Below are 21145 nucleotides of genomic sequence, written 5' to 3'. Positions count from 1 at the left end.
GGAGTTTGCAGCCACAAACCCCGGCAAAGTCAATAAACATTTCTTTTTGAGGAGAAATGTAGTACTAACCAAATCACATTCAAAATTATGAAAAAAAATCGGGAAAAGTCTTTTATGCAGAAAAGAAAACCATTTCTTGCAAAAAGACTCTTGCTTTTGTTTCTGGTAGTTAATGTCTTTAATTTTCAGACATTAGCAAATCTTCAGGGAGAAATTCTGGAGTTGGAAATGACAGGAGGTTCTTTAATTGAGGTTTTCGCAAAAGTTAAGGAGAAAACCAATTACACATTTCTTTACAATGTTGATGACATTAAAGATGTGAATAACGTTACTATAAGCGCTTCGCCCAAAAGCGTTCAAACCATATTAACGGATTGTTTAAAAGATACCGGACTTACGTACGAAATTAGAGACGAGGTCATTATCATTAAACCAGTAGCTAAACCTGTAACTCCTGCAAAGGAAGCAAAACCTGTTGTGGAGGAAAAAAAGGTTGGCGGTGTTGTAACTGATAATACAGGTGTCGGGTTACCAGGTGTTTCTGTTTTTATTAAAGGTACCAGTATTGGGACTACCACAAATATTGATGGAAAATACAACATTCAATTGCCGGATGTATCAGAGGCCATTTTGGTTTTCTCATTTATTGGTATGGACACTCAGGAAATCACAGTTACGAATCAAAAAGTAATAGATGTTGTGCTTACTGCCGGTTCAGAACAAATTGATGAGGTTGTTGTGACTGGTATGGCCGTATTTGATAAGCGTTTGTTCACAGGAGCAAGTGAGAAATTAAAGGGTGACGAGATAAAATTGGCTGGTTTAGCTGATGTAAGTAGAGGATTGGAAGGTAGAGCGGCAGGCGTATCTGTACAAAATGTATCGGGTACATTTGGTGCAGCACCGAAAATTCGCGTACGTGGTGCTACCTCTATTTATGGTAGTTCAAAACCTTTATGGGTAGTTGATGGTGTTATTCTGGAAGATGTTGTTGAACTGAGTTCCGACGCTCTTTCTTCGGGAGATGTAAATACATTGATTAGTTCAGCTGTTGCAGGATTAAATGCAAATGATATTGAAAGTTTTGAAGTGTTGAAAGATGGTTCAGCAACTTCAATTTATGGTGCCAGAGCTATGGCTGGGGTAATTGTAATTACCACTAAGAAAGGTAAAGCTGGAGTTAGTAGAATAAATTATACAGGAGAATATACTTATCGATTAACACCATCGTATAATGATTTTAATATCATGAATTCGCAAGAGCAAATGTCCGTTTATGAGGAAATGCGCGAAGGTGGTTGGTTGAATTATGCTGATGTAGCCAATGCTAATGAGAGTGGGGTTTACGGAAGAATGTATCAAATGCTTAATCAAACTGATGCTTCTGGAAATTTTTTATTGGCCAATACTAATGAGGCAAAAGCAGCCTTTCTTCGTAAGGCAGAATATAGAAATACAGATTGGTTTAAGGAGTTGTTCAATACCAATATTATGCAAAGTCATTCGGTGAGTATGTCATCAGGGACTGAAAAATCGACTTATTATGCTTCCATTAGCGCATTGGTTGATCCAGGATGGACTCAATCGAGTAAAGTAAACCGTTATACTGCTAATTTTAAGTCGAATTATAAAATTTTGGATAATTTGTCAATTAATACAATCAGTAGTGCGTCCTATCGTAAGCAAAAAGCACCGGGTACTTTGGGGCAGGAAACAGATGAAGTTACAGGAAAAGTAAAAAGGGATTTTGATATTAATCCATATTCTTTTGCCTTAAACTCATCTCGAACCCTTGATCCAGATGCTTTTTACACTCGCAACTATGCACCATTTAGCATCAAAAAGGAATTAAATGAGAACTATGTAGATTTGAACGTCGCTGATGTAAAATTTCAAACTGAGTTGAATTGGAAGGTAACGTCTAAAGTTGCTTTGAGTGCATTAGGTGCTATCAAGTATTCGTCAACTTCACAAGAACACAATATTACTGAGTTTTCGAATCAAGCAGAAGCGTATAGGGCTATGCCAAATTCAACCATTCGGGATAAAAACTCTTTCCTATATACAGATCCTGATGATCCGTATGCGTTGCCAGTAAGCATTTTACCACAAGGAGGTATTTATAAACGTACCGATTATAATATGATTGGTTATGACTTTAGGACTACTGCTTCTTACAAAGATGTATACAATGATGTTCATATCTTGAATCTGTATGGAGGAATGGAGATCAATTCTGCTGACCGTAAAAGAACAAATAATACAGGTTGGGGAATGCAATACTCTATGGGTGAGATTCCTTTTTATGACTATCTGTTGTTTAAAAAAGGAATTGAAAACAACAACCTGTACTATGGTATGGAAAATACAAGATACCGTAATTTGGCTTTCTTTGGGAATGCTACTTATTCGTACAAAGGAAAATATACACTTAATGGTACCCTGCGTTACGAAGGATCCAACAAATTAGGAAAATCAAATAGTGCCCGTTGGTTACCAACATGGAATATATCTGGAGCATGGAATGCTCATGAGGAGGTATTTTTTGAGCAATTAAAACCTGTTCTTTCGAATTTTACATTGAAGGCATCATATAGTTTAACTGCTGACAGAGGACCTACTAATGTAACAAATTCTTTAATCGATATCAGAAGCAAGACCCCTTGGAGACCAACTGCTGGAGTTAAAGAAAGTGCATTATATATTAAATCTTTGGAAAATAGTGAACTAACTTACGAGAAAAAGCATGAATTTAACATTGGTGCAGAGATTGGGTTTCTGAATAACCGTATTAACACGACAGTAGATTGGTATACCAGAAATAACTATGATTTGATTGGTATTGTAAATACTCAAGGTCTTGGAGGTGAAGTTGAAAAATTTGGTAATGTTGCTACTATGAATTCGCATGGTTTTGAGTTTTCTATTTCTTCAAAGAACATAAATACTAAAGATTTTTCATGGATAACTAACTTTGTTTACTCAAAAGCCATAAATAAGATTACAGATTTGACAACTCAATCGAAGGTTATTGATATGGTTAAAGGAAATGGATTTGCCCGTGAAGGTTATGCGGTTCGCTCTATTTTTTCAATTCCATTTAAAGGTCTTAATGATCAGGGATTACCAACATTCTTAGATCAAAATGGAGATATTACTGTTAGCGATGTCTATTTTCAGGAAAGAGAGAATCTTGATTTCTTAGAGTACTCTGGTTCTGCAGACCCTACGGATATTGGTAGTTTAAGTAATATATTTACTTATAAAGGTATTTCTTTAAATGTTTTCATGACCTATTCATTTGGAAATGTGGTTCGTTTAGATCCTGTCTTTAGTAATTCGTATTCAGATCTTGTTGCTCTTCCTCGTGAATTTAAAAATCGTTGGGTAAAACCGGGTGATGAAAAATATACAGATATTCCTGCTCTGGCTACAAGTAGACAAGAAGATAATATTGGTAGATCTGATCTGGCTATAGCATATAATGCTTACAACTATTCTTCGGCTCGAATTGCTAAAGGTGATTTTGTAAGAATGAAAGAGATATCAATTGGATATGCATTTCCAAAAACTCTAGCTACCAAGATGGGAGTGAATACTTTATCTGTTAAAATACAGGCAACCAATTTGTTTTTATTGTATTCTGATGATAAATTGAATGGGCAGGATCCAGAATTCTTTAATTCAGGAGGGGTGGCAACACCAATACCAAAGCAGTTTACTTTTACTTTAAATTTAGGTTTATAAAAGCAAAAAAGTTATTAACATGAAGAAAATAAATATATTATATATTGCCCTGCTTTCTTTGTTTGCCATTTCGTGTGATAGTTATCTTGACGAAACCCCAGACAACAGAGCAGAGGTAGATAGCCAGATCAAAATTAGAAAATTGTTGGTTTCAGCCTATTCGGAAGGGAGTCCTACATTAGTTACAGAATTATCTTCGGATAATATTATTGACATGGGAAGTTCTAATCCAAATACGACTCGTTTTTATGAGCAATTGGCTAATTGGGAATCTGTAACAGAAACAGATAACGATGATCCTAAAAGTGCATGGGAAGCTTCGTATGGCGCAATAGCCAATTCGAATGAAGCCTTGGCGGCTATTGAAAAACTTGGTAGTGAGAATTTGTTGCCAGAAAAAGGTGAAGCCTTAATAACAAGAGCTTACGCTCATTTTGTTTTGGTTAATGTGTTTTGTAAACATTACAATTCACAGTCGAGCGCTACTGATTTGGGAATTCCTTATATGGAAAAATCAGAAACAACCCTTAATCCAAAGTATGAGAGGGGTACGGTAAAAGAAGTCTATGAAAAAATAAATGCTGATATTGAAGCTGCATTGCCTTTAATTAGTGATGATATGTATGAAGTTCCCGCATATCATTTTACAAAAAAGGCTGCTTATGCTTTTGCTGCTCGTTTTAATTTGTATTACGAACAATGGCAAAAAGCAAAAGATTATGCAAGTATTGTATTAACGACAAATCCTTCTACCCAATTAAGAAGTTGGGATGACTTAGGCGCCCTGCCACGCTCACCAGGTCCTGTTACAAATGCATATATTAATAATTCGGCTAATCTGTTAGTTCAAACCGATGGATCCAATTTGGGATTGTATTTTGGAGCATATTATACAGGATCTCGTTTTAATCACTCAAGAAAAATTGCAGATGAGGAAACCTTATTTGCTCCTGCTCCTTGGGGTGGGGTGGCTAGTTCCACCTATCATTTGAGGCCTTTTGTATACTCAGGTAACAATTTGGATAAAACTCTGTTCATGAAAATCCCTTATCTGTTTGAATATACTGATCCTGTAGCTGGAATAGGTTATCGAAGAACTGTTGTAGTACCGTTTACAACGGATGAAACTTTATTGGTTCGGGCAGAAGCTGAAGTAATGCTGGGAGAAAATGATTTGGCTATGACTGACCTAAATACATGGAGTAAGAATTTCTTTGTAGATAAGGAGACAACATTGGAAGCTGTGAATACGTTTTATTCAAATTTGCCTTATTCAACAGCTGATGTTCCCACGCAAAAAAAAGTGTTAAATCCCAAGTTTACGTTAGCTGCTGGTGTACAAGAGAATTTAATTCACTATGTACTTCAGTGTCGTAGAATTTTAACCTTACATGAAGGTTTGCGTTGGTTCGATATTAAACGTTATGGTATTGAAATAAATCGTCAGCAAATTCAGTCTGATGGTACTACAGCCATTGTTTTGGATGTGTTGAAAGTGAATGATTTACGTAGAGCTATTCAGTTGCCTCAAGATGTGATTGATGCAGGTTTGGTTTCAAATCCACGATAAATAATAATTCTTAAAATAAATATTATGAACAAAATAAAATATTGGTTGTTCGTTATGGTTATGGTATTCGTTTTGAGTGCTTGTTCCGAAGATGATGAACCAAATCCAGATGAAAGTGTGATTAGCGTTGAAGCTGCTGAAAAAAATGATTTTGACAGATATTTAGAAAAAACGTTTGTTGATACTTATAATATCAGTTTTCAATATAAATTGCAGGATATAGAATCGGATATGAATTATGCCTTAGTGCCTGCATCTTATGAGAATTCTATTAAAATGGCAAACTTGATTAAGTATTTGTGTCTAGATGCTTATGAAGAAGTTGCACCTGAAGGATTCTTAAAGAAATATTTTCCTAAAATGTTTATGATGGTTGGTTCTGCTGGTTGGCATAACAATGGAACTTATACACTAGGTACCGCTGAAGGAGGATTGAAAATCACACTGTACTTAATTAATGATTTAGATGTTACAGATGTTCAGACTCTGTATTCACATTATTTTCGAACTATTTTTCACGAGTTTTCTCATATTTTACATCAAACCAAAGATTACACAACTGATTTTGATAAAATATCAGTAACAGATTATGTTGGAGATTCATGGAATGATGCCTGGGATGGACAATCTTCTTTAGCCAGAGGTTTCATTAGTGATTATTCCAGCAAGGAAGCAAACGAAGATTTTGTGGAGTTGATCGCTCATTATATAACCAATACACCAGAGTCTTGGGATGCAAAAATTGAATCCGCAGGTGATACAGGTAAAGCAATCTTAGCGCAGAAGATGGCGATTATAAAATCTTATTTGAAAGAGGTTTGGAGCATTGATATTGATGCTTTGCGCAATGCAATCCAAACTCGGGCTGAGAAGTTGGGTGAACAAGATCTTGATAATATAACTATAGAATAAGAACTATGAAAAAAAATATTTATATAGTACTGTTTGGTTTGTTATTAAGTATGGGTGTTGTTTCATGTGACAATAATACCGATTTACTTTTTGATGAATCTGCAGCACAGCGAAAAACAACTGCTATTACTGAGTATAACGAAGCCTTAAAATCTGCTGATCAAGGATGGTTATTTCAATATTTTCCAGAGGAGACTCAAAAATATGGCGGATATAATTATGTGGTGAAATTTAATCAGCATGATAGTGTTACCGTTTGGTCTGAATTAATGTCGGATGTAACCAAACCAGAAATATCTTTTTACGATGTGATTTCTTATGGTGGGCCAGTGTTAACTTTTAATACTTATAACCCACTTATGCATTATTTTGCAAATCCTTCTGCCCAGGAGTATCTTGCAAAAGGGGGTGATTACGAGTTTTTAATCATGTCGAACGAAAGGGATGTGATGACTGTAAAAGGTATTAAGACTGGGAATATAATGCGCATGGTTAGAATGACCGAAACGTTTGATGAGTATTTTAAGAAAACTCAGGTTGTATCTGATTTCTTATCCGGTGCATCATTAGGTACTTTAATTGATGGAACTGAGGTGAATATTATTTTGGGTGGTCGTCAGTTAATATTGAACTATTCAGAAAATGATGAGGTTATTTCAGAAACTGTAGCTTTTATTTATACAGATAAGGGAATTCGCTTGTATGAAGAAGTTGATATTTTAGGGATAACAGCTCAGGATTTCACACTTAATACTGAAGCGAAACAACTTGTATCTACTGATGGCAAAATGACCATCGATATTGCCTTTGCCCCTGTTGATTTAACCTTGGCAAGATGGTCTTTTGATACCAGTGTTGAAACCGATCGATCTGCTGCTATTAAAGAAGTTTGGGATCTGGCAAACGATGCGGATGCGAAGGCTTGGGGAGAATCATTGTACCCGAATATATTTATGGGGCTTTGCTACGCTGCTTATGGCGATATTGGTATTTCGATGTATTCTGTTACACCAGCAAATAAAATGTATCGCTCTCATTATAATTTAGGCTTTGGAGGTGTCGTAGGGCACGATGATTATTTAAGTATAACCAAACTAAGCTCTGGTCAATATTGGCAATATTACGGGCATTTTCAACCAATAGTAAACGTTGTTGTAGATAATGCACCATATAAAGTAGAATTGGATGATGCAAATAATCCTTCTGTTGTTAAATTAACCAGTGTTGCAAATCCAGATGTTTGGTTTGTTCTTAGGAAATAAGCTTTTATGATTTATAAATAAGAACTTTTATAAACAGTTTAGTATGTAGTTAAAAAGACAGTCCTTGTGGCTGTCTTTTTTTTGGGCTATAATTTTATTGAATAAATCGACAAGCTCACCAACCAGTACCCAACAGTTGAAAAAATGATTATATTTGTTTTTTCAATTACGATCTAAATATCAATGCAATATGCCTTCAAATATCTTTTCGGTCTCTAATGAATCAGGAGTTCCAAAATACAAACAGTTGATAAATTCTTTGTATCAATCTATTGAAAATGGGGATGTTGCTATTGGCGATCAGTTGCCTTCAATCAATGCGATATGCAAGGAGTTTAATTTATCCCGGGATACTGTACTGGTTGCCTTTAACGAGCTAAAGGCGCGGGGAGTTATTTCATCTGTACCGGGAAAAGGTTACTATTTGGAGAGCAATATTACTCAGCTAAAGCACAAGATTTTCTTGCTTTTCGAGGAGTTTAATACATTTAAAGAAATTTTGTACAATTCCTTTCTGAAGAGTTTAAAGGGGCTGGCTACTGTTGATATTTACTTTCATCATTTTAACGAAAGAGTATTTAAAGAGTTGATTGAGAATAACAATGGGAAATATACGTCCTATGTTATTATGCCGGCAAAATTTACAGATGCCTATTCGGTGCTAAAACAGTTGCCTCAGGATAAAGTGTACATTTTGGATCAAACCAATGCAAATTTAAAGAAGCATTATCCTGCAGTCTATCAGAATTTCGAAAAAGACGTATTCTCTGCACTTTCCTCGGGATCTGATCTGTTAAAGAAATACAGGAAGTTGTTTTGGGTTTTCCCTGGGGGAAAAGAACCGGTCGGACAGATGAAGGGATTTAAGAAATTCGCAAAAGAGTTTGCAAGCCAATGGGAATTTAAAGTGATTGAAAGTATTCAGGGACATGCAATTAATAAATCTGAGGCGTACATAGTTTCCAATGACAATGACCTGGTCTATTTGGTAAAAGAGGCAAATAGGAAGCAATTTAAAATAGGAGAAGAGCTTGGGATTATTTCTTACAATGACACACCGCTAAAAGAAGTTGTTGCCGATGGTATAACAACAATAAGTACTGATTTTAAAGAGATGGGGGAAATATTGGCAGAAATGGTGTTGGGATCGAAAAAAGACTTAATAGAGAATAAATCCCGTTTGATTCGAAGAGGATCTTTGTAGGGAGGTTAAAACAGAAGAATTTCAAATAGTAAAAAGTTTTTTGGGAATTAATTAAAAACATCTATATTTACCGACCAGTACCAACCAGTAAGAAAAAGTTATGCGTGTTGATAATTTGAAAAAAGAGTTTGAAAATTTTTATGGAGCCGGTGATTGTAATGTATATTTCTCGCCGGGCAGGGTGAATTTAATTGGAGAACATACTGATTATAATGGGGGGTTTGTTTTCCCATGTGCATTATCATTTGGAACCTATTGTTTGATTCGTAAAACTGAACGAAAGTCTTTCCGTTTTCGCTCTTTGAATCAGGAGATTGTACAGGAAATTGATTTGGATTCTTTATGCAATCCTTTACCTAAAGGAACATGGGTAAATTATGCAATTGGCGTAATTGCTCAGTTTGTGAAGAACGGACAAAAGCCGGATACAGGTGCTGACATTTTAATTTGGGGAAATGTACCCAATGGTGCAGGATTGTCATCCTCTGCTTCATTAGAGGTAGTAACAGGTGTTGCAATTAATGAGGAATTTCAGTTTGGTCAGGATCGATTGACCATCGTAAAGTACAGTCAGAAAGCAGAGCATGAATTTGCAGGTGTGATGTGCGGAATTATGGATCAATTTGCTTCCGGAATGGGAAAAAAGGATCATGCAATTTATTTGAACTGCGATAGTCTTGAGTACGAATTGGTGCCTGTAAAACTATCTGGAGTTAAAATTATTATCGGAAATACAAACAGTCCGCATAGTTTGGATGCGGGAAAATACAATGAACGGGTTGATGAATGCCGGGCTGCTGTTGATGCAATTACCCCCTCAAAGTTAATTGCCAACTTGGGTGAATTAAGTCCGGCAGAATTCAACTCTTTATCAGCAAGGATCGAAAACGATATTGTACGAAAAAGAGCCCGCCACGTGGTTACTGAAATTGAGCGTACTAAAAAGGCAGTGGAAGAATTAAAATTGGGTAACTTGTTGGCTTTTGGGGAATTAATGAACCAGTCGCACAATTCGCTTCGCGATGATTATGAGGTGACAGGAAATGAATTGGATGCAATGGTTACTGCAGCCCGAAAGATTGAAGGAACTATAGGTTCACGGATGACCGGTGGTGGTTTTGGTGGTTCAACAGTAAGTTTGGTAAAAGATGAATTTGTTGATGAATTTATTGAAAAAGTGGGTGCCGAATATTTCGAAAAAACCGGAATTAAAGGAGAGTTTTATGTTGCTGAAATTGGCGATGGAGGCAAACGTGTAGAATAATGAGTGTTGAATTATGAACTAAAGAGAGTTGTTTTTAACAGATGAGTAAAAGCTTTCTATTTAGTTCATAACTCATAATCAATAATTGATAATGATGGATAAGTTTGATTATATAGAGAATCCTCACAGAAGGTACAATCCTTTAACCGGAGAATGGATATTGGTTTCGCCTCACAGATCGAAACGACCTTGGCAGGGACAGGTTGAAAAAGTAGTGGAAGATGTTCGTCCGCCTCACGATCCAAATTGTTACCTATGTCCGCGTAACGAGCGTGTTGGGGGTGAGAATAATCCTGATTACAAGGATGTTTACTCTTTTCAGAACGATTTTAGTGCTTTACTGCAGGATACTCCGAAAGGGAAATTTGAAGATGGTGAACTTTTTAAAGCAGAGAGCGAATCAGGAGTATGTAAAGTGCTTTGTTTTAGTCCTGATCATAGTTTAACAGTTCCGGAAATGGAAGTGGATAATATCCGTAAAGTGGTTGATCTTTGGTGTAAAGAATACGACGAACTCGGATCCAGAGAGGACATTGGCTATGTTCAGATATTTGAAAATAAAGGTGCTATTATGGGGTGTTCGAATCCGCATCCGCATGGTCAAATATGGGCTTCGGCATTGGTTCCTTTAGAAACATCGAAAGAATCAGAAACTCAGAAAGAATATTTCGATAAGCACGGAAGAACCATGCTGTTCGATTATTTGAATAGTGAATTGGAGAAGAAAGAACGTATTTTAGTTGAAAACAATTCATTTGTTGCTCTGGTTCCGTTTTGGGCAGTATGGCCTTTCGAAACCATGATTATTAGTAAAAGACCAGTTTCGAACTTATTGGAATTAACCGATGAGGAAAAAACTGATTTAGCAGATATATACAAGAAACTGACAATAATGTACGATAACTTATTTGAGGTTTCTTTTGCGTACTCAGCAGGATTGCATCAAGCACCAACCGATGGTGAAGAGCATCCGGAGTGGCACTTGCACATGCATTTCTATCCACCATTATTACGCTCGGCTAGCGTTAAAAAATTTATGGTTGGATACGAAATGTTGGGCACGCCGCAAAGAGATATCACAGCCGAAGGTGCAGCATTGCGATTACGGGAACTTTCTAAAGTACATTATAAATCAAAAACTAATAAACATCCTTAAATATGGAAAATACGTTTTCAACTCTGGATTATATCATCTTTATTTTATATGGATTGGTAATTGTTGGAGTAGGCTTATGGGTATCCCACGATAAAGAGGGACATCAGAAAAATGCCGATGATTACTTTTTGGCTAGTAAATCCTTGCCATGGTGGGCAATTGGAGCTTCCTTAATTGCTGCAAATATTTCTGCAGAGCAGTTTATCGGAATGTCTGGTTCCGGTTTTGCAATTGGTTTGGCAATTGCTTCCTACGAGTGGATGGCTGCTTTAACTTTAATAATTGTAGGTAAATACTTTTTGCCAATTTTTATCGAAAAGGGATTGTATACCATTCCTGAGTTTGTGGAGAAACGATTTTCGACCAATCTGAAAACCATTCTAGCAGTATTTTGGATTGCATTGTACGTATTTGTAAACCTAACTTCTGTTCTTTATTTGGGAGCATTGGCTATGGAAACAATTATGGGAATTCCTATGATGTATGGAATTCTTGGTTTGGCTTTGTTTGCTGCCAGTTATTCTCTTTACGGTGGACTTTCTGCTGTGGCATGGACTGATGTTATTCAGGTTGTATTTTTAATTATGGGAGGTCTGATTACAACCTATTTGGCCTTAAATAATGTATCCGGTGGTGAAGGTGTCATTGCAGGATTTAAACACATTTATGAAGTTGCTCCGGATAGTTTTCAAATGATTTTGGATAAGGCAAACAGTCAGTATGTAAATCTTCCTGGAATTGGAGTAATTGTTGGGGGTTTATGGGTTGCAAATTTATATTATTGGGGATTTAATCAATACATTATTCAAAGAACATTAGCTGCAAAATCTTTGGGCGAAGCTCAAAAAGGAATTGTATTTGCAGGTGTTCTGAAATTGATCATTCCTTTAATTGTTGTAATTCCAGGTATTGCTGCTTTTGTAATGGTTAACGATCCGGAAATTATGGCTCGCTTGGGTGTGGGATCAATGGACAACATTCCAACAATGGATGCTGCGGATAAAGCATATCCATGGTTATTGCAATTTCTTCCATCAGGATTGAAAGGGGTAGCCTTTGCTGCTTTGGCAGCGGCTATTGTGTCTTCCTTGGCATCTATGTTGAATTCTACTTCAACTATTTTTACAATGGATATTTACAAACCATATATTAATCCGAATGCTACCGATAAGGAAACTGTAAATGTTGGTCGTCTTTCTGCTGCAGGTGCTTTAATAATAGCTGGAATTGTTGCTCCATTATTGGGAGGCATAGATCAGGCATTTCAGTTTATTCAGGAATATACCGGTGTCGTTAGTCCAGGTATTTTAGCTGTATTCTTGTTAGGATTGTTCTGGAAAAAAGCAACGAATAAAGGTGCTATTGTTGGTGTTTTGTCATCAATCCCGATTGCGATGTTCTTTAAAGTTGGTCCCAAAGGCTGGTTGGCTGGAAGCTCTATTGAGGGACTTTTCCCAAATGTACCTTTCCTGGATCAAATGGGATATACTGCATTGTTATCAGCAGCGGTAATTATTTTGGTTAGTTATTTCCAAAACAAAGGTGCCGATGATGAAAAAGGGATTGAAATTAGTAGAAAAACATTTGTAACAGGTAAGGTTTTCAATATAGTATCTTATGCGATCTGCATTGTTCTTGTTGTTTTATATGCAATGTTTTGGTAGTAAAATTAAGTTGTACATCCGATATTTTTAACAAAAATTGAATGTATACTAATATAGGCGAAAGAAAATAATTCTTTTAGAATTTAGATTATGACGAATAAAGTATTAGTAACAGGGGGAACCGGATATATCGGTTCCCATACTGTAGTCGAACTTCAAAATAGTGGTTGCGAAGTAGTGATTGCAGATAATTTATCAAATTCTAAAATTGAAGTTTTAGATGGTATTGAAGCGATTACCGGTATTCGTCCATTGTTCGAAAAGGTAGATTTAAGTTGTGCAAAAGAATGTACAGAATTCTTCACGAAACATACAGGAATAAATGCAATTATTCATTTTGCAGCCTCGAAGGCGGTAGGGGAATCGGTTGTGAAACCATTGTTGTACTACAGAAACAATTTGAATTCTTTGATGAATATTCTGGAAGCAATGAAGGAATTTAATGTTCCAAATTTGGTTTTTTCTTCATCGTGCACAGTTTACGGACAGCCTGATAAATTGCCTGTAACAGAAGCAACACCGCGTAAAGAAGCTGAATCTCCTTACGGAAATACAAAAACGATTTGTGAAGATATCATCAGAGATACTACGAAAGCAAATCCTGAATTAAAAGGAATTGCCTTGCGTTATTTCAATCCGATCGGAGCTCATCCATCAACAAAAATTGGAGAATTGCCTTTGGGTGTTCCCGGTAATTTAATTCCGTTTTTAACACAAACAGTTGCAGGAATGCGTGCTGAGTTAAGTGTATTTGGAAATGATTACAATACGCCCGATGGTTCTTGTATCCGCGATTATATTAATGTTGTTGATTTAGCTAAAGCTCATGTTGTTGCAATTAATCGTTTGATTGAAGAAAAGCAAAAATCGAATTATGAGTTTTTTAATATTGGAACAGGAAAAGGTGTTTCGGTATTGGAACTTATTGAATCGTTCGAACGGGCTACAGGAGAAAAAGTACCTCATAAAATTGTGGGACGACGCGCCGGTGATATTGAACAAATTTATGCAGACACTACTTTTTCAAATAAAGAATTAGGATGGAAATCTGAAAAAAGCCTTGACGAAACCTTGCTTTCAGCTTGGAATTGGCAGTTAGCTTTAAATAAATAAGCTGTAAAAATTTAATCTTAAATTCCTTTTGGTAGGGGAATTTTAAACATCAAATAGAGTTGGTTTACATTCATTAAACTCTATTTGGTGTTTTCTTTTATTTTATTCATTTACCAGCAAATTACAGCCTCTGATATCGGAATGGTCAAAACGACCCAGAATTTCGAAGCTTCCATCTCCATGAATACGCCCCAAATCCTGTGTTTCTATAAAAGAACAAGAGTGTATGTTAGCCAAATCGATTACATTCACTCCTCCGCTTCGGCCTTGCTGTTCGTAAGAAAAAGGATCGTAAATATCCCGAATCAATATCTTCATCCAGCCTGGCGTAAAAAACAAACTGTCCCCTTTCGAATAAGCCTGCGATAAAAGTTCTGTCATTCCATATTCCGAATGAATTTTTTCGACACCCAATCGTTGGGTCAGAAAAGCATGCAACTCCTCACGGGTAATTTCCTTTCTGCGCCCTTTCATTCCTCCTGTTTCCATCACTATTACACCATCCAAATCAAGTTGATACTGCTCAGCTAAATCAAGTAAGGCAAAACTTACACCAAGCAGTAATATTTTTTGATTCTGTTTTTTAAGATCAGCAATCGCCGCAATCAATTCTTCATGATTGTGCAGATAGAATCCACTCTGTTCATGCTTACTGTCCTCTACCAGCTTCTCCATCATGTAAATAAGAGAAGAGCCTTCCCGTTCCAAATAAGACGGCAAGAGAGCCAGAATACAGTAATCACTTACCGGTCCGTAGTATTGCTCAAATCCTTTGGTAAAGCTGGCTTCATAAATTTTCAGGTCGGGCACGTAGTGCCGACTGGTTAAATTTCCAGTTGTTCCACTGCTGGTAAAAATGGCCTGTGCTTCTTTATTAATCGAAACTACTTTATGCGATTTAAAGAAATCAATAGGAAGAAAGGGAATTTGAATAAGGGTTTTAACTGTTGAAATATCAAATTTTAAATGCTCCAGATATTCTTTGTAAACAATATTATTCGTTGCCTGATATTGAAAAACCTGTAGTGCAAGTTTTTCAAATTCCAAGTCATTTGTACAGTTGAATATTTTTTCTGTTTTTATCATTCTGCTTTCTTGATTTTTCCTAAATAGTAGAGCTGTATCAGGAATTTTGCTCTTAATACTGCAAAGATAATTGAAAAAATCAAAGATAAATGTGACTTAAAATAAGACAAAAAACAGGCCCGGATAAAACGAAAGCATTTGTCAATAGCAAGGCCGGTAAACTTATTATCAAGGACCAGCCACATTTCTTTTAAATTATAAACCACCAAATCCAGATAAGGCTTCCCTAATTCTAATTAATGGTTCATAATTATTAATCACTGATATTACCAACTCCCTTACTTCTGCTGCACCATCTGTTTTGTTGGTTTGGAACTGATAATTATACGGTATGCAGCAAATCAAACACATTGTTATAATAAGTTTTTGCAACAGTAATGGGCTGACCATCAATCATGACCATTTTCCCTTCAAAACCATCAATTTTAGTGACATTAACTATGTAAGATCTATGTATTCTTACAAACTGATTTCCTGGCAATTTAGCTGTAAATTTCTTGAGAACAGTTGAGTATAGATAGTCTCCCTTTGTTGTATGAATTACCGTATAGTTATTCTCAGCTCTTAACCAAAATATCTCCTCAAAATTAACCCTTTCAAAATGATTGTTCTTTTTTAAAAACAAACAATTATTTAGCTGATCCAAGCTTGAATTTTCTTCTTTATTTTCGCCCAAAGAGGAATTCAACTTCTCATTGTTAGTAACTGCCAGTATTAATGAGAAATGTATTTGATTTAATGTCGGGTTTTGCAATACTATTACACTTGGATTTGTCTCCGTTAGCTTTTCAATACAAATTTGCCTGTCTGTTGAAATTAGAAATATAAATGGTATTCTGAATTCACATTTAATTATTTCTGCCAATTGAAATCCATTGAGATCATCATTCAAATTTACATCAATCAAAACAATATCGATTTCAGCATTTACTAGATATTTAAGTGCTGATTTAGAATGATATACCGTTTTAACAATCTCATAATCCAGATCATTTAAGCAACACAGAATTCCTTCATCAATAACATATTCATCCTCAACTATTAAAATTCGGATCTTACTCTTCATGCTTCTAGTCAATTAAATATAACAATTGCAAAATAGCAAGTACCTCTTTTGCATACAGAAGTATTCTCACCCCATTCAAATGAAAATTTGATCAATAACTATCATTGAGAAAGTATTTCCCATTTGACAGGAATGAATGGTTTTTTCATAATTCCACAATTGCCAGTCGTTAGTAGTAGTCATAATCAACACATAAACAGCTCAACCACAACTCAATGAAGAAGTAATATTGCAGATATGAGTTTAATAATAAATATAAGAAAATCATGAACAACCAACAAATAATATTTTATGTTTTGTCTTGAGAGGATTGAAAGTTCAAGGAAAGCTTCACCTCCATGTTTCCAGACACCTCAATTAAATTGAGAGTTTGTTGAGGAGTATTTCTTATTTATAACAACAAATAAAAAAAGCCCTAAACGGGCTTTTATTCTTATGATATCGATATAAATTATTTCTTATTTTTCTTTCATGAAATATTTTCGCTGAAACAAAAGGATAAATGTAACACCAATTGTTATGTATGAATCAGCAATATTAAATACCGGACGAAAGAAAATATAATGCTCTCCGCCCCACATGGGTAACCATTCAGGAAATCTTCCTTCCAAAAGAGGGAAATATAGCATATCAACTACTTTGCCATGTAAAAAAGATGCATAGCCACCTGCTTCGGGCATAAAAGTTGAAACCTGATAATAACTATCATTAAAAATTAATCCGTAAAATGCACTGTCGATAATATTTCCCATTGCTCCTGAAAATATTAAAGCAATTGAAACCACTAATCCCAAAGGCGCTTTTTTAGCCGAGATATCGTACAGATACCAACCAATACCACAAACAGCAAATATTCGAAACAAACTTAAAAGAATTTTTCCCCACTGACCTTCTAATTCCATTCCGAAGGCCATTCCATTGTTTTCAATAAAATGAATTAAGAACCAATCCCCGAATACCGAAAACTCTTCTCCAAGCATCATGTGGGTTTTGATCCAAACTTTTACTACCTGATCCAAAATCAGGAGTACCACAATAAGTGCTATCGATTTTTTAAATAAAGACATATTGACTATTTAATTGTTGACTGCTAATCTATTTCAGATTCCAAATAAATAAAAACCTTGACTTATAAACAAAAATGATTGGAAGAATATTCTTCCAATCATTAAGATATATTTAATAACAGATCTTACTGTTTGTTTTTAGCCTCGATACTTAATGTAGCATGGGGAACAGCGCGAAGCCTTTCTTTAGCAATTAAATTACCTGTCTCCCGACAGATACCATAGGTTTTATTTTCAATTCGGATTAAAGCTATCTCCAGATGAGAAATAAACTTCGCCTGACGTTCAGCTAAACGTCCTGCTTCCTCTTTCGACAATACAGAAGCTCCCTCTTCCAATACCTTAAAAGTAGGCGAAGTATCTTCAGTATCATTTCCAGAACTATTCGAGATTACTGCTTTTAAAGTCACGTAATCCTTTTTTGCTTTCTCAAGTTTAGCAATGATCAATTCTTTGAATTCCTGCAACTCCTCGTCGGTATATCGTTTTTTTTCTGCCATTGTTTCTATTTTTTTTAAAGATAACAAAAAATCGATTATTCACTAACTTTTTCAATCTTAATAAAACTCTCTACACCCTGTTCAATCTCTACTGCTTTAGCCTCATTATCAGCTAATTTTTCTACCAATTCAATACTAACAGCTAAGGTTTGAGCCCCAATGTATTCTTTATGAGCAAGTACGGCATCATTAATAGAATCATGCATCATAATTTGAAGCTTTATTTTATCAGTTACTTCAAAATCAGAGTCCTTTCTTAAATTCTGAATTCTATTGATAAACTCGCGTGCTATTCCTTCCTTGCGTAATTCATCGGTTATATTTACATCCATTGCAACGGTAAGTTTTCCTTCATTGGCTACTAACCATCCTGGAATATCTTCAGAAACAATTTCAACATCCTCAGGAGTTAAGCTGATATTTTCATTGTTTACAACAATTGTATAGCTACCTTCTTTTTCGAAAGCAACAATATCTTCCTGAACCATTTTACCAATTTCAGCAGCAATTTGTTTCATTATTTTACCATGCTTTGGCCCTAAGGTTTTAAAGTTAGGCTTGATATTTTTCACTAAAACTCCTGTTGTATCGGTAATGAATTCCATTTCCTTCACATTGATTTCTGAAAGAACAATATTCTTAATGGCCTCTAACTGAGGAACCATTGTCTCATCAAGAATAGGAATAATAATCTTTTGCAAAGGCTGACGAACACGAATTTTCACCTTACGGCGCAATCCTAATGACATAGAAGAAATTTTCTGAGCCATATCCATTCTTTCTTCCAATGCAGAATCAATTACTTCTGTGTCGTATTTAGGGAAATTCACTAAATGAACAGACTCTTCGGTATAACGTCCTGTAACGGAATTCAGATCTTTAAACAATTGATCCATATAGAAAGGAGCAATTGGCGATGCCAAAACAGAAACAGTCTCTAAACATCTGTAAAGAGTTTGGTAAGCAGAAATTTTATCTGTAGAATATTCTCCGCCCCAATATCTCTTACGGCACAAACGAACGTACCAGTTTGATAGGTTTTCATTTACAAAATTCTGAATTGCACGTCCGGCTCGAGTCGGCTCGTAGGCTTCATAACACTCTTCAACTTCTTTAATTAAGGAATTCAAAAGAGAAAGAATCCAACGATCAATTTCAGGACGTTGTTCCATTGGTACGTCAGCTTCAGAATACGTAAATCCATCAACATTCGCATACAATTGAAAGAAACTATAAGTATTGTAAAGTGTGCCAAAGAATTTACGACGAACTTCTTCCACACCACCTAAATCAAATTTCAAGTTATCCCAAGGCTGAGCATTGGTAATCATATACCAACGCAATGGATCCGAACCATATTTTTCAATGGTAGAAAATGGATCTACTGCATTTCCAAGACGTTTAGACATCTTGTTTCCTGTTGCATCCAACACCAAACCATTAGAGATGATATTTTCGAAAGCAACACCATCGAATACCATGGTTGCAATAGCATGCAAGGTAAAGAACCATCCACGGGTTTGATCAACACCTTCAGCAATAAACTGAGCTGGAAACAATTTATCAAAATTATCTTTGTTTTCGAAAGGATAGTGCTGCTGTGCATATGGCATCGCACCTGAATCGAACCAAACATCGATCAAATCAAGCTCACGAAACAATTTCTGGCCTGTTTCACTCACCAAAATCAAACCATCAACGTATGGACGGTGCAGGTCGAATTTTTCGTAATTCTCTTTGCTGTTATCCCCCTCAACGTAATCAGCCAGAATATTTTCAGTCATAAAGCCGGCAGCAATCGACTTTTCAATTTCAGCCTTTAATTCAGCAACTGAACCAATACATTTTATCTCTGAACGATCTTCACTCACCCAAATTGGAAGTGGTGTTCCCCAATAACGTGAACGCGAAAGATTCCAATCCTGCAGATTCTCCAGCCATTTCCCGAAACGACCTTCACCAGTTGATTTAGGTTTCCAGTTAATGGTTTTGTTTAGCTCAATCATTCGATCACGTACTTTTGTAGTTTCGATAAACCAAGAATCCAATGGATAGTAAAGAATTGGCTTATCTGTTCTCCAACAATGCGGATAATTATGAATGTGTTTCTCAACTTTAAAAACCAGACTTTCTTTCTTTAAGGCAACAGCAATGTCAATATCTAAAGTTGCATCATCATCTGTTAAGCTTGGATCGTAAGCGTTTTTCACAAAACGACCGGCATACTCACCGTAAGCCTCAACATTTACAAATTCTTTTACAAATTCTTCACTCAGGTCTTCAATCTTGAAAAATTTACCGGTACGATCAACCATTGGCTGCATTTTACCTTCTTTATCGCGAAGAATTAATGGCGAAATACCAGCTTGTTTAGCTACCCTGTCATCATCCGCACCAAAAGTTGGAGCGATATGAACGATACCTGTACCATCTTCGGTAGTAACAAAATCACCCAAAATAACACGAAATGCATCACCTTCTGGTTTTACCAAAGGCATTAACTGCTCGTAGCGAAGACCTTCCAAATCGGCACCTACGTGCTCTGAAAGAGTCTTAAACGTTAAACGCTTATCGCCAACTTCGTATTCGCCCAATTCAAGTCCTTCGTATTTTTTATCAAAGAAATTGTAGAACAGGTTTTTAGCCAGAATAACCACACAAGGAATTCCTGTATATGGATTAAAAGTTCGAACACGAACGTATTCGATTTTTGGTCCAACAGCCAATGCTGTATTAGAAGGAAGGGTCCATGGAGTTGTTGTCCATGCAATAAAATAAGCATCACAATCTATTCCTTCGTAAATGAATTCGCTTTTCTCATCGCGGGCCACCTTAAACATACCAACAGCTGTAGTATCTTTCACATCCTTGTAACAACCAGGCTGATTCAGCTCATGAGTTGACAAACCGGTACCTGCCGCTGGAGAAAAGGGTTGGATTGTGTATCCTTTGTATAATAAATCTTTTTCAAACAGTTGTTTCAACAACCACCAAAGTGTTTCAATGTAACGGTTATCGTAGGTAATGTATGGCTCTTCCATATTTACCCAATAGCCCATTTTAGTTGTTAAATCTTCCCATTCTCGGGTATATTTCATTACATTGGTACGACAAGCCTCGTTGTAATCATCAACTGAGATTTTTGTCCCAATATCTTCCTTGGTAATTCCCAATTCTTTCTCAACACCAAGCTCTACCGGCAAACCATGAGTATCCCATCCTGCTTTACGGTTCACCTGAAATCCCTTCAAAGTTTTGTATCTGCAAACAATATCTTTAAGAGCACGTGCCATAACATGGTGAATACCAGGCATACCATTTGCAGAAGGAGGTCCTTCATAAAAAACAAAAGTTGGATTTCCCTCACGAGTCTCCAAACTCTTCTCAAATGTGTTATTTTCGTTCCAATTTTTTAGAATATCCTTGTTGACCTTTGATAGATCAAGATTCTTGTACTCTGGGAATTTAGTGCTCATTTATAGTAATATTTATCTTGAATTCGCTAATACTAATTCACATTCGTATTCATCATTA

Annotated in this window: 14 protein-coding genes; 9 read left to right on the top strand and 5 right to left on the bottom strand. The window is 36.0% G+C overall.

Going from position 1 to position 21145, the window contains the following annotated elements:
• Positions 1-87: 87 nt before the first annotated feature.
• The 9 genes from ACKU4N_RS01330 to galE all read left to right on the top strand — a co-directional run bounded on the left by ACKU4N_RS01330 (position 88) and on the right by galE (position 13892).
• Entirely contained in the window at positions 88-3747 is a 3660-nt protein-coding gene (locus ACKU4N_RS01330) for a SusC/RagA family TonB-linked outer membrane protein (RefSeq protein WP_321319797.1), read from the top strand.
• Between the two features lie 19 nt (positions 3748-3766).
• Positions 3767-5317, top strand: a complete 1551-nt coding sequence (locus ACKU4N_RS01325) for a RagB/SusD family nutrient uptake outer membrane protein (protein WP_321319796.1) — start codon at positions 3767-3769, stop codon at positions 5315-5317.
• A 24-nt stretch (positions 5318-5341) separates the two neighbouring features.
• Positions 5342-6229, top strand: coding sequence for a zinc-binding metallopeptidase (locus ACKU4N_RS01320; protein ID WP_321319795.1), 888 nt, complete (start codon positions 5342-5344; stop codon positions 6227-6229).
• Positions 6230-6234: 5 nt separating this feature from the next.
• Complete coding sequence (locus ACKU4N_RS01315; protein WP_321319794.1) at positions 6235-7491, top strand: DUF4302 domain-containing protein; 1257 nt, start codon at positions 6235-6237, stop codon at positions 7489-7491.
• A gap of 190 nt (positions 7492-7681) precedes the next feature.
• The gene (locus ACKU4N_RS01310) at positions 7682-8695 is read left to right on the top strand and encodes a GntR family transcriptional regulator (protein ID WP_321319793.1); all 1014 of its coding nucleotides are present in this window, start codon (positions 7682-7684) and stop codon (positions 8693-8695) included.
• A 100-nt stretch (positions 8696-8795) separates the two neighbouring features.
• On the top strand, positions 8796-9959 hold the full coding sequence (locus tag ACKU4N_RS01305; protein ID WP_321319792.1) for a galactokinase: 1164 nt from the start codon (positions 8796-8798) through the stop codon (positions 9957-9959).
• Positions 9960-10050: 91 nt separating this feature from the next.
• A complete protein-coding gene (locus tag ACKU4N_RS01300) occupies positions 10051-11115 on the top strand; it encodes a UDP-glucose--hexose-1-phosphate uridylyltransferase (RefSeq protein WP_321319791.1) in 1065 nt (354 codons plus the stop codon).
• Positions 11116-11117: 2 nt separating this feature from the next.
• Positions 11118-12779: a sodium/sugar symporter gene (locus ACKU4N_RS01295; protein WP_321319790.1), complete on the top strand. Its 1662-nt coding sequence runs from the start codon at positions 11118-11120 to the stop codon at positions 12777-12779.
• 90 nt (positions 12780-12869) lie between these two features.
• Positions 12870-13892, top strand: a complete 1023-nt coding sequence (gene galE, locus ACKU4N_RS01290; protein WP_321319789.1) for a UDP-glucose 4-epimerase GalE — start codon at positions 12870-12872, stop codon at positions 13890-13892.
• 102 nt (positions 13893-13994) lie between these two features.
• Here galE and ACKU4N_RS01285 read toward each other — a convergent pair whose 3' ends face one another.
• The 5 genes from ACKU4N_RS01285 to ileS all read right to left on the bottom strand — a co-directional run bounded on the left by ACKU4N_RS01285 (position 13995) and on the right by ileS (position 21087).
• A complete protein-coding gene (locus tag ACKU4N_RS01285; RefSeq protein ID WP_321319788.1) occupies positions 13995-14978 on the bottom strand; it encodes a LuxE/PaaK family acyltransferase in 984 nt (327 codons plus the stop codon).
• Positions 14979-15300: 322 nt separating this feature from the next.
• Positions 15301-16044, bottom strand: a complete 744-nt coding sequence (locus tag ACKU4N_RS01280) for a LytR/AlgR family response regulator transcription factor (RefSeq protein WP_321319787.1) — start codon at positions 16042-16044, stop codon at positions 15301-15303.
• Between the two features lie 458 nt (positions 16045-16502).
• A complete protein-coding gene (locus tag ACKU4N_RS01275) occupies positions 16503-17111 on the bottom strand; it encodes a lipoprotein signal peptidase (protein ID WP_321319786.1) in 609 nt (202 codons plus the stop codon).
• A 125-nt stretch (positions 17112-17236) separates the two neighbouring features.
• Positions 17237-17611, bottom strand: coding sequence for a TraR/DksA family transcriptional regulator (locus ACKU4N_RS01270; protein ID WP_321319785.1), 375 nt, complete (start codon positions 17609-17611; stop codon positions 17237-17239).
• Between the two features lie 35 nt (positions 17612-17646).
• Positions 17647-21087 (bottom strand): isoleucine--tRNA ligase, encoded by a 3441-nt coding sequence (gene ileS / locus ACKU4N_RS01265; protein WP_321319784.1) that lies wholly within the window; start codon positions 21085-21087, stop codon positions 17647-17649.
• Between the last annotated feature and the right edge of the window lie 58 nt (positions 21088-21145).

The organism is Labilibaculum sp. (genome assembly GCF_963664555.1).
GTDB lineage: Bacteria > Bacteroidota > Bacteroidia > Bacteroidales > Marinifilaceae > Labilibaculum.
This window is presented reverse-complemented; position numbering and strand designations above follow the sequence as displayed.

Bases quoted from the DNA above. Each gene is read 5' to 3' on its own strand.
- ACKU4N_RS01310 (WP_321319793.1), top strand. From the start codon at position 7,682: ATGCCTTCAAATATCTTTTCGGTCTCTAATGAATCAGGAGTTCCAAAA.
- galE (WP_321319789.1), top strand. From the start codon at position 12,870: ATGACGAATAAAGTATTAGTAACAGGGGGAACCGGATATATCGGTTCC.
- ACKU4N_RS01275 (WP_321319786.1), bottom strand. From the start codon at position 17,111: ATGTCTTTATTTAAAAAATCGATAGCACTTATTGTGGTACTCCTGATT.
- ACKU4N_RS01270 (WP_321319785.1), bottom strand. From the start codon at position 17,611: ATGGCAGAAAAAAAACGATATACCGACGAGGAGTTGCAGGAATTCAAA.
- ACKU4N_RS01305 (WP_321319792.1), top strand. From the start codon at position 8,796: ATGCGTGTTGATAATTTGAAAAAAGAGTTTGAAAATTTTTATGGAGCC.
- ACKU4N_RS01285 (WP_321319788.1), bottom strand. From the start codon at position 14,978: ATGATAAAAACAGAAAAAATATTCAACTGTACAAATGACTTGGAATTT.
- ACKU4N_RS01280 (WP_321319787.1), bottom strand. From the start codon at position 16,044: ATGAAGAGTAAGATCCGAATTTTAATAGTTGAGGATGAATATGTTATT.
- ACKU4N_RS01295 (WP_321319790.1), top strand. From the start codon at position 11,118: ATGGAAAATACGTTTTCAACTCTGGATTATATCATCTTTATTTTATAT.
- ACKU4N_RS01330 (WP_321319797.1), top strand. From the start codon at position 88: ATGAAAAAAAATCGGGAAAAGTCTTTTATGCAGAAAAGAAAACCATTT.
- ileS (WP_321319784.1), bottom strand. From the start codon at position 21,087: ATGAGCACTAAATTCCCAGAGTACAAGAATCTTGATCTATCAAAGGTC.
- ACKU4N_RS01325 (WP_321319796.1), top strand. From the start codon at position 3,767: ATGAAGAAAATAAATATATTATATATTGCCCTGCTTTCTTTGTTTGCC.
- ACKU4N_RS01315 (WP_321319794.1), top strand. From the start codon at position 6,235: ATGAAAAAAAATATTTATATAGTACTGTTTGGTTTGTTATTAAGTATG.
- ACKU4N_RS01300 (WP_321319791.1), top strand. From the start codon at position 10,051: ATGATGGATAAGTTTGATTATATAGAGAATCCTCACAGAAGGTACAAT.
- ACKU4N_RS01320 (WP_321319795.1), top strand. From the start codon at position 5,342: ATGAACAAAATAAAATATTGGTTGTTCGTTATGGTTATGGTATTCGTT.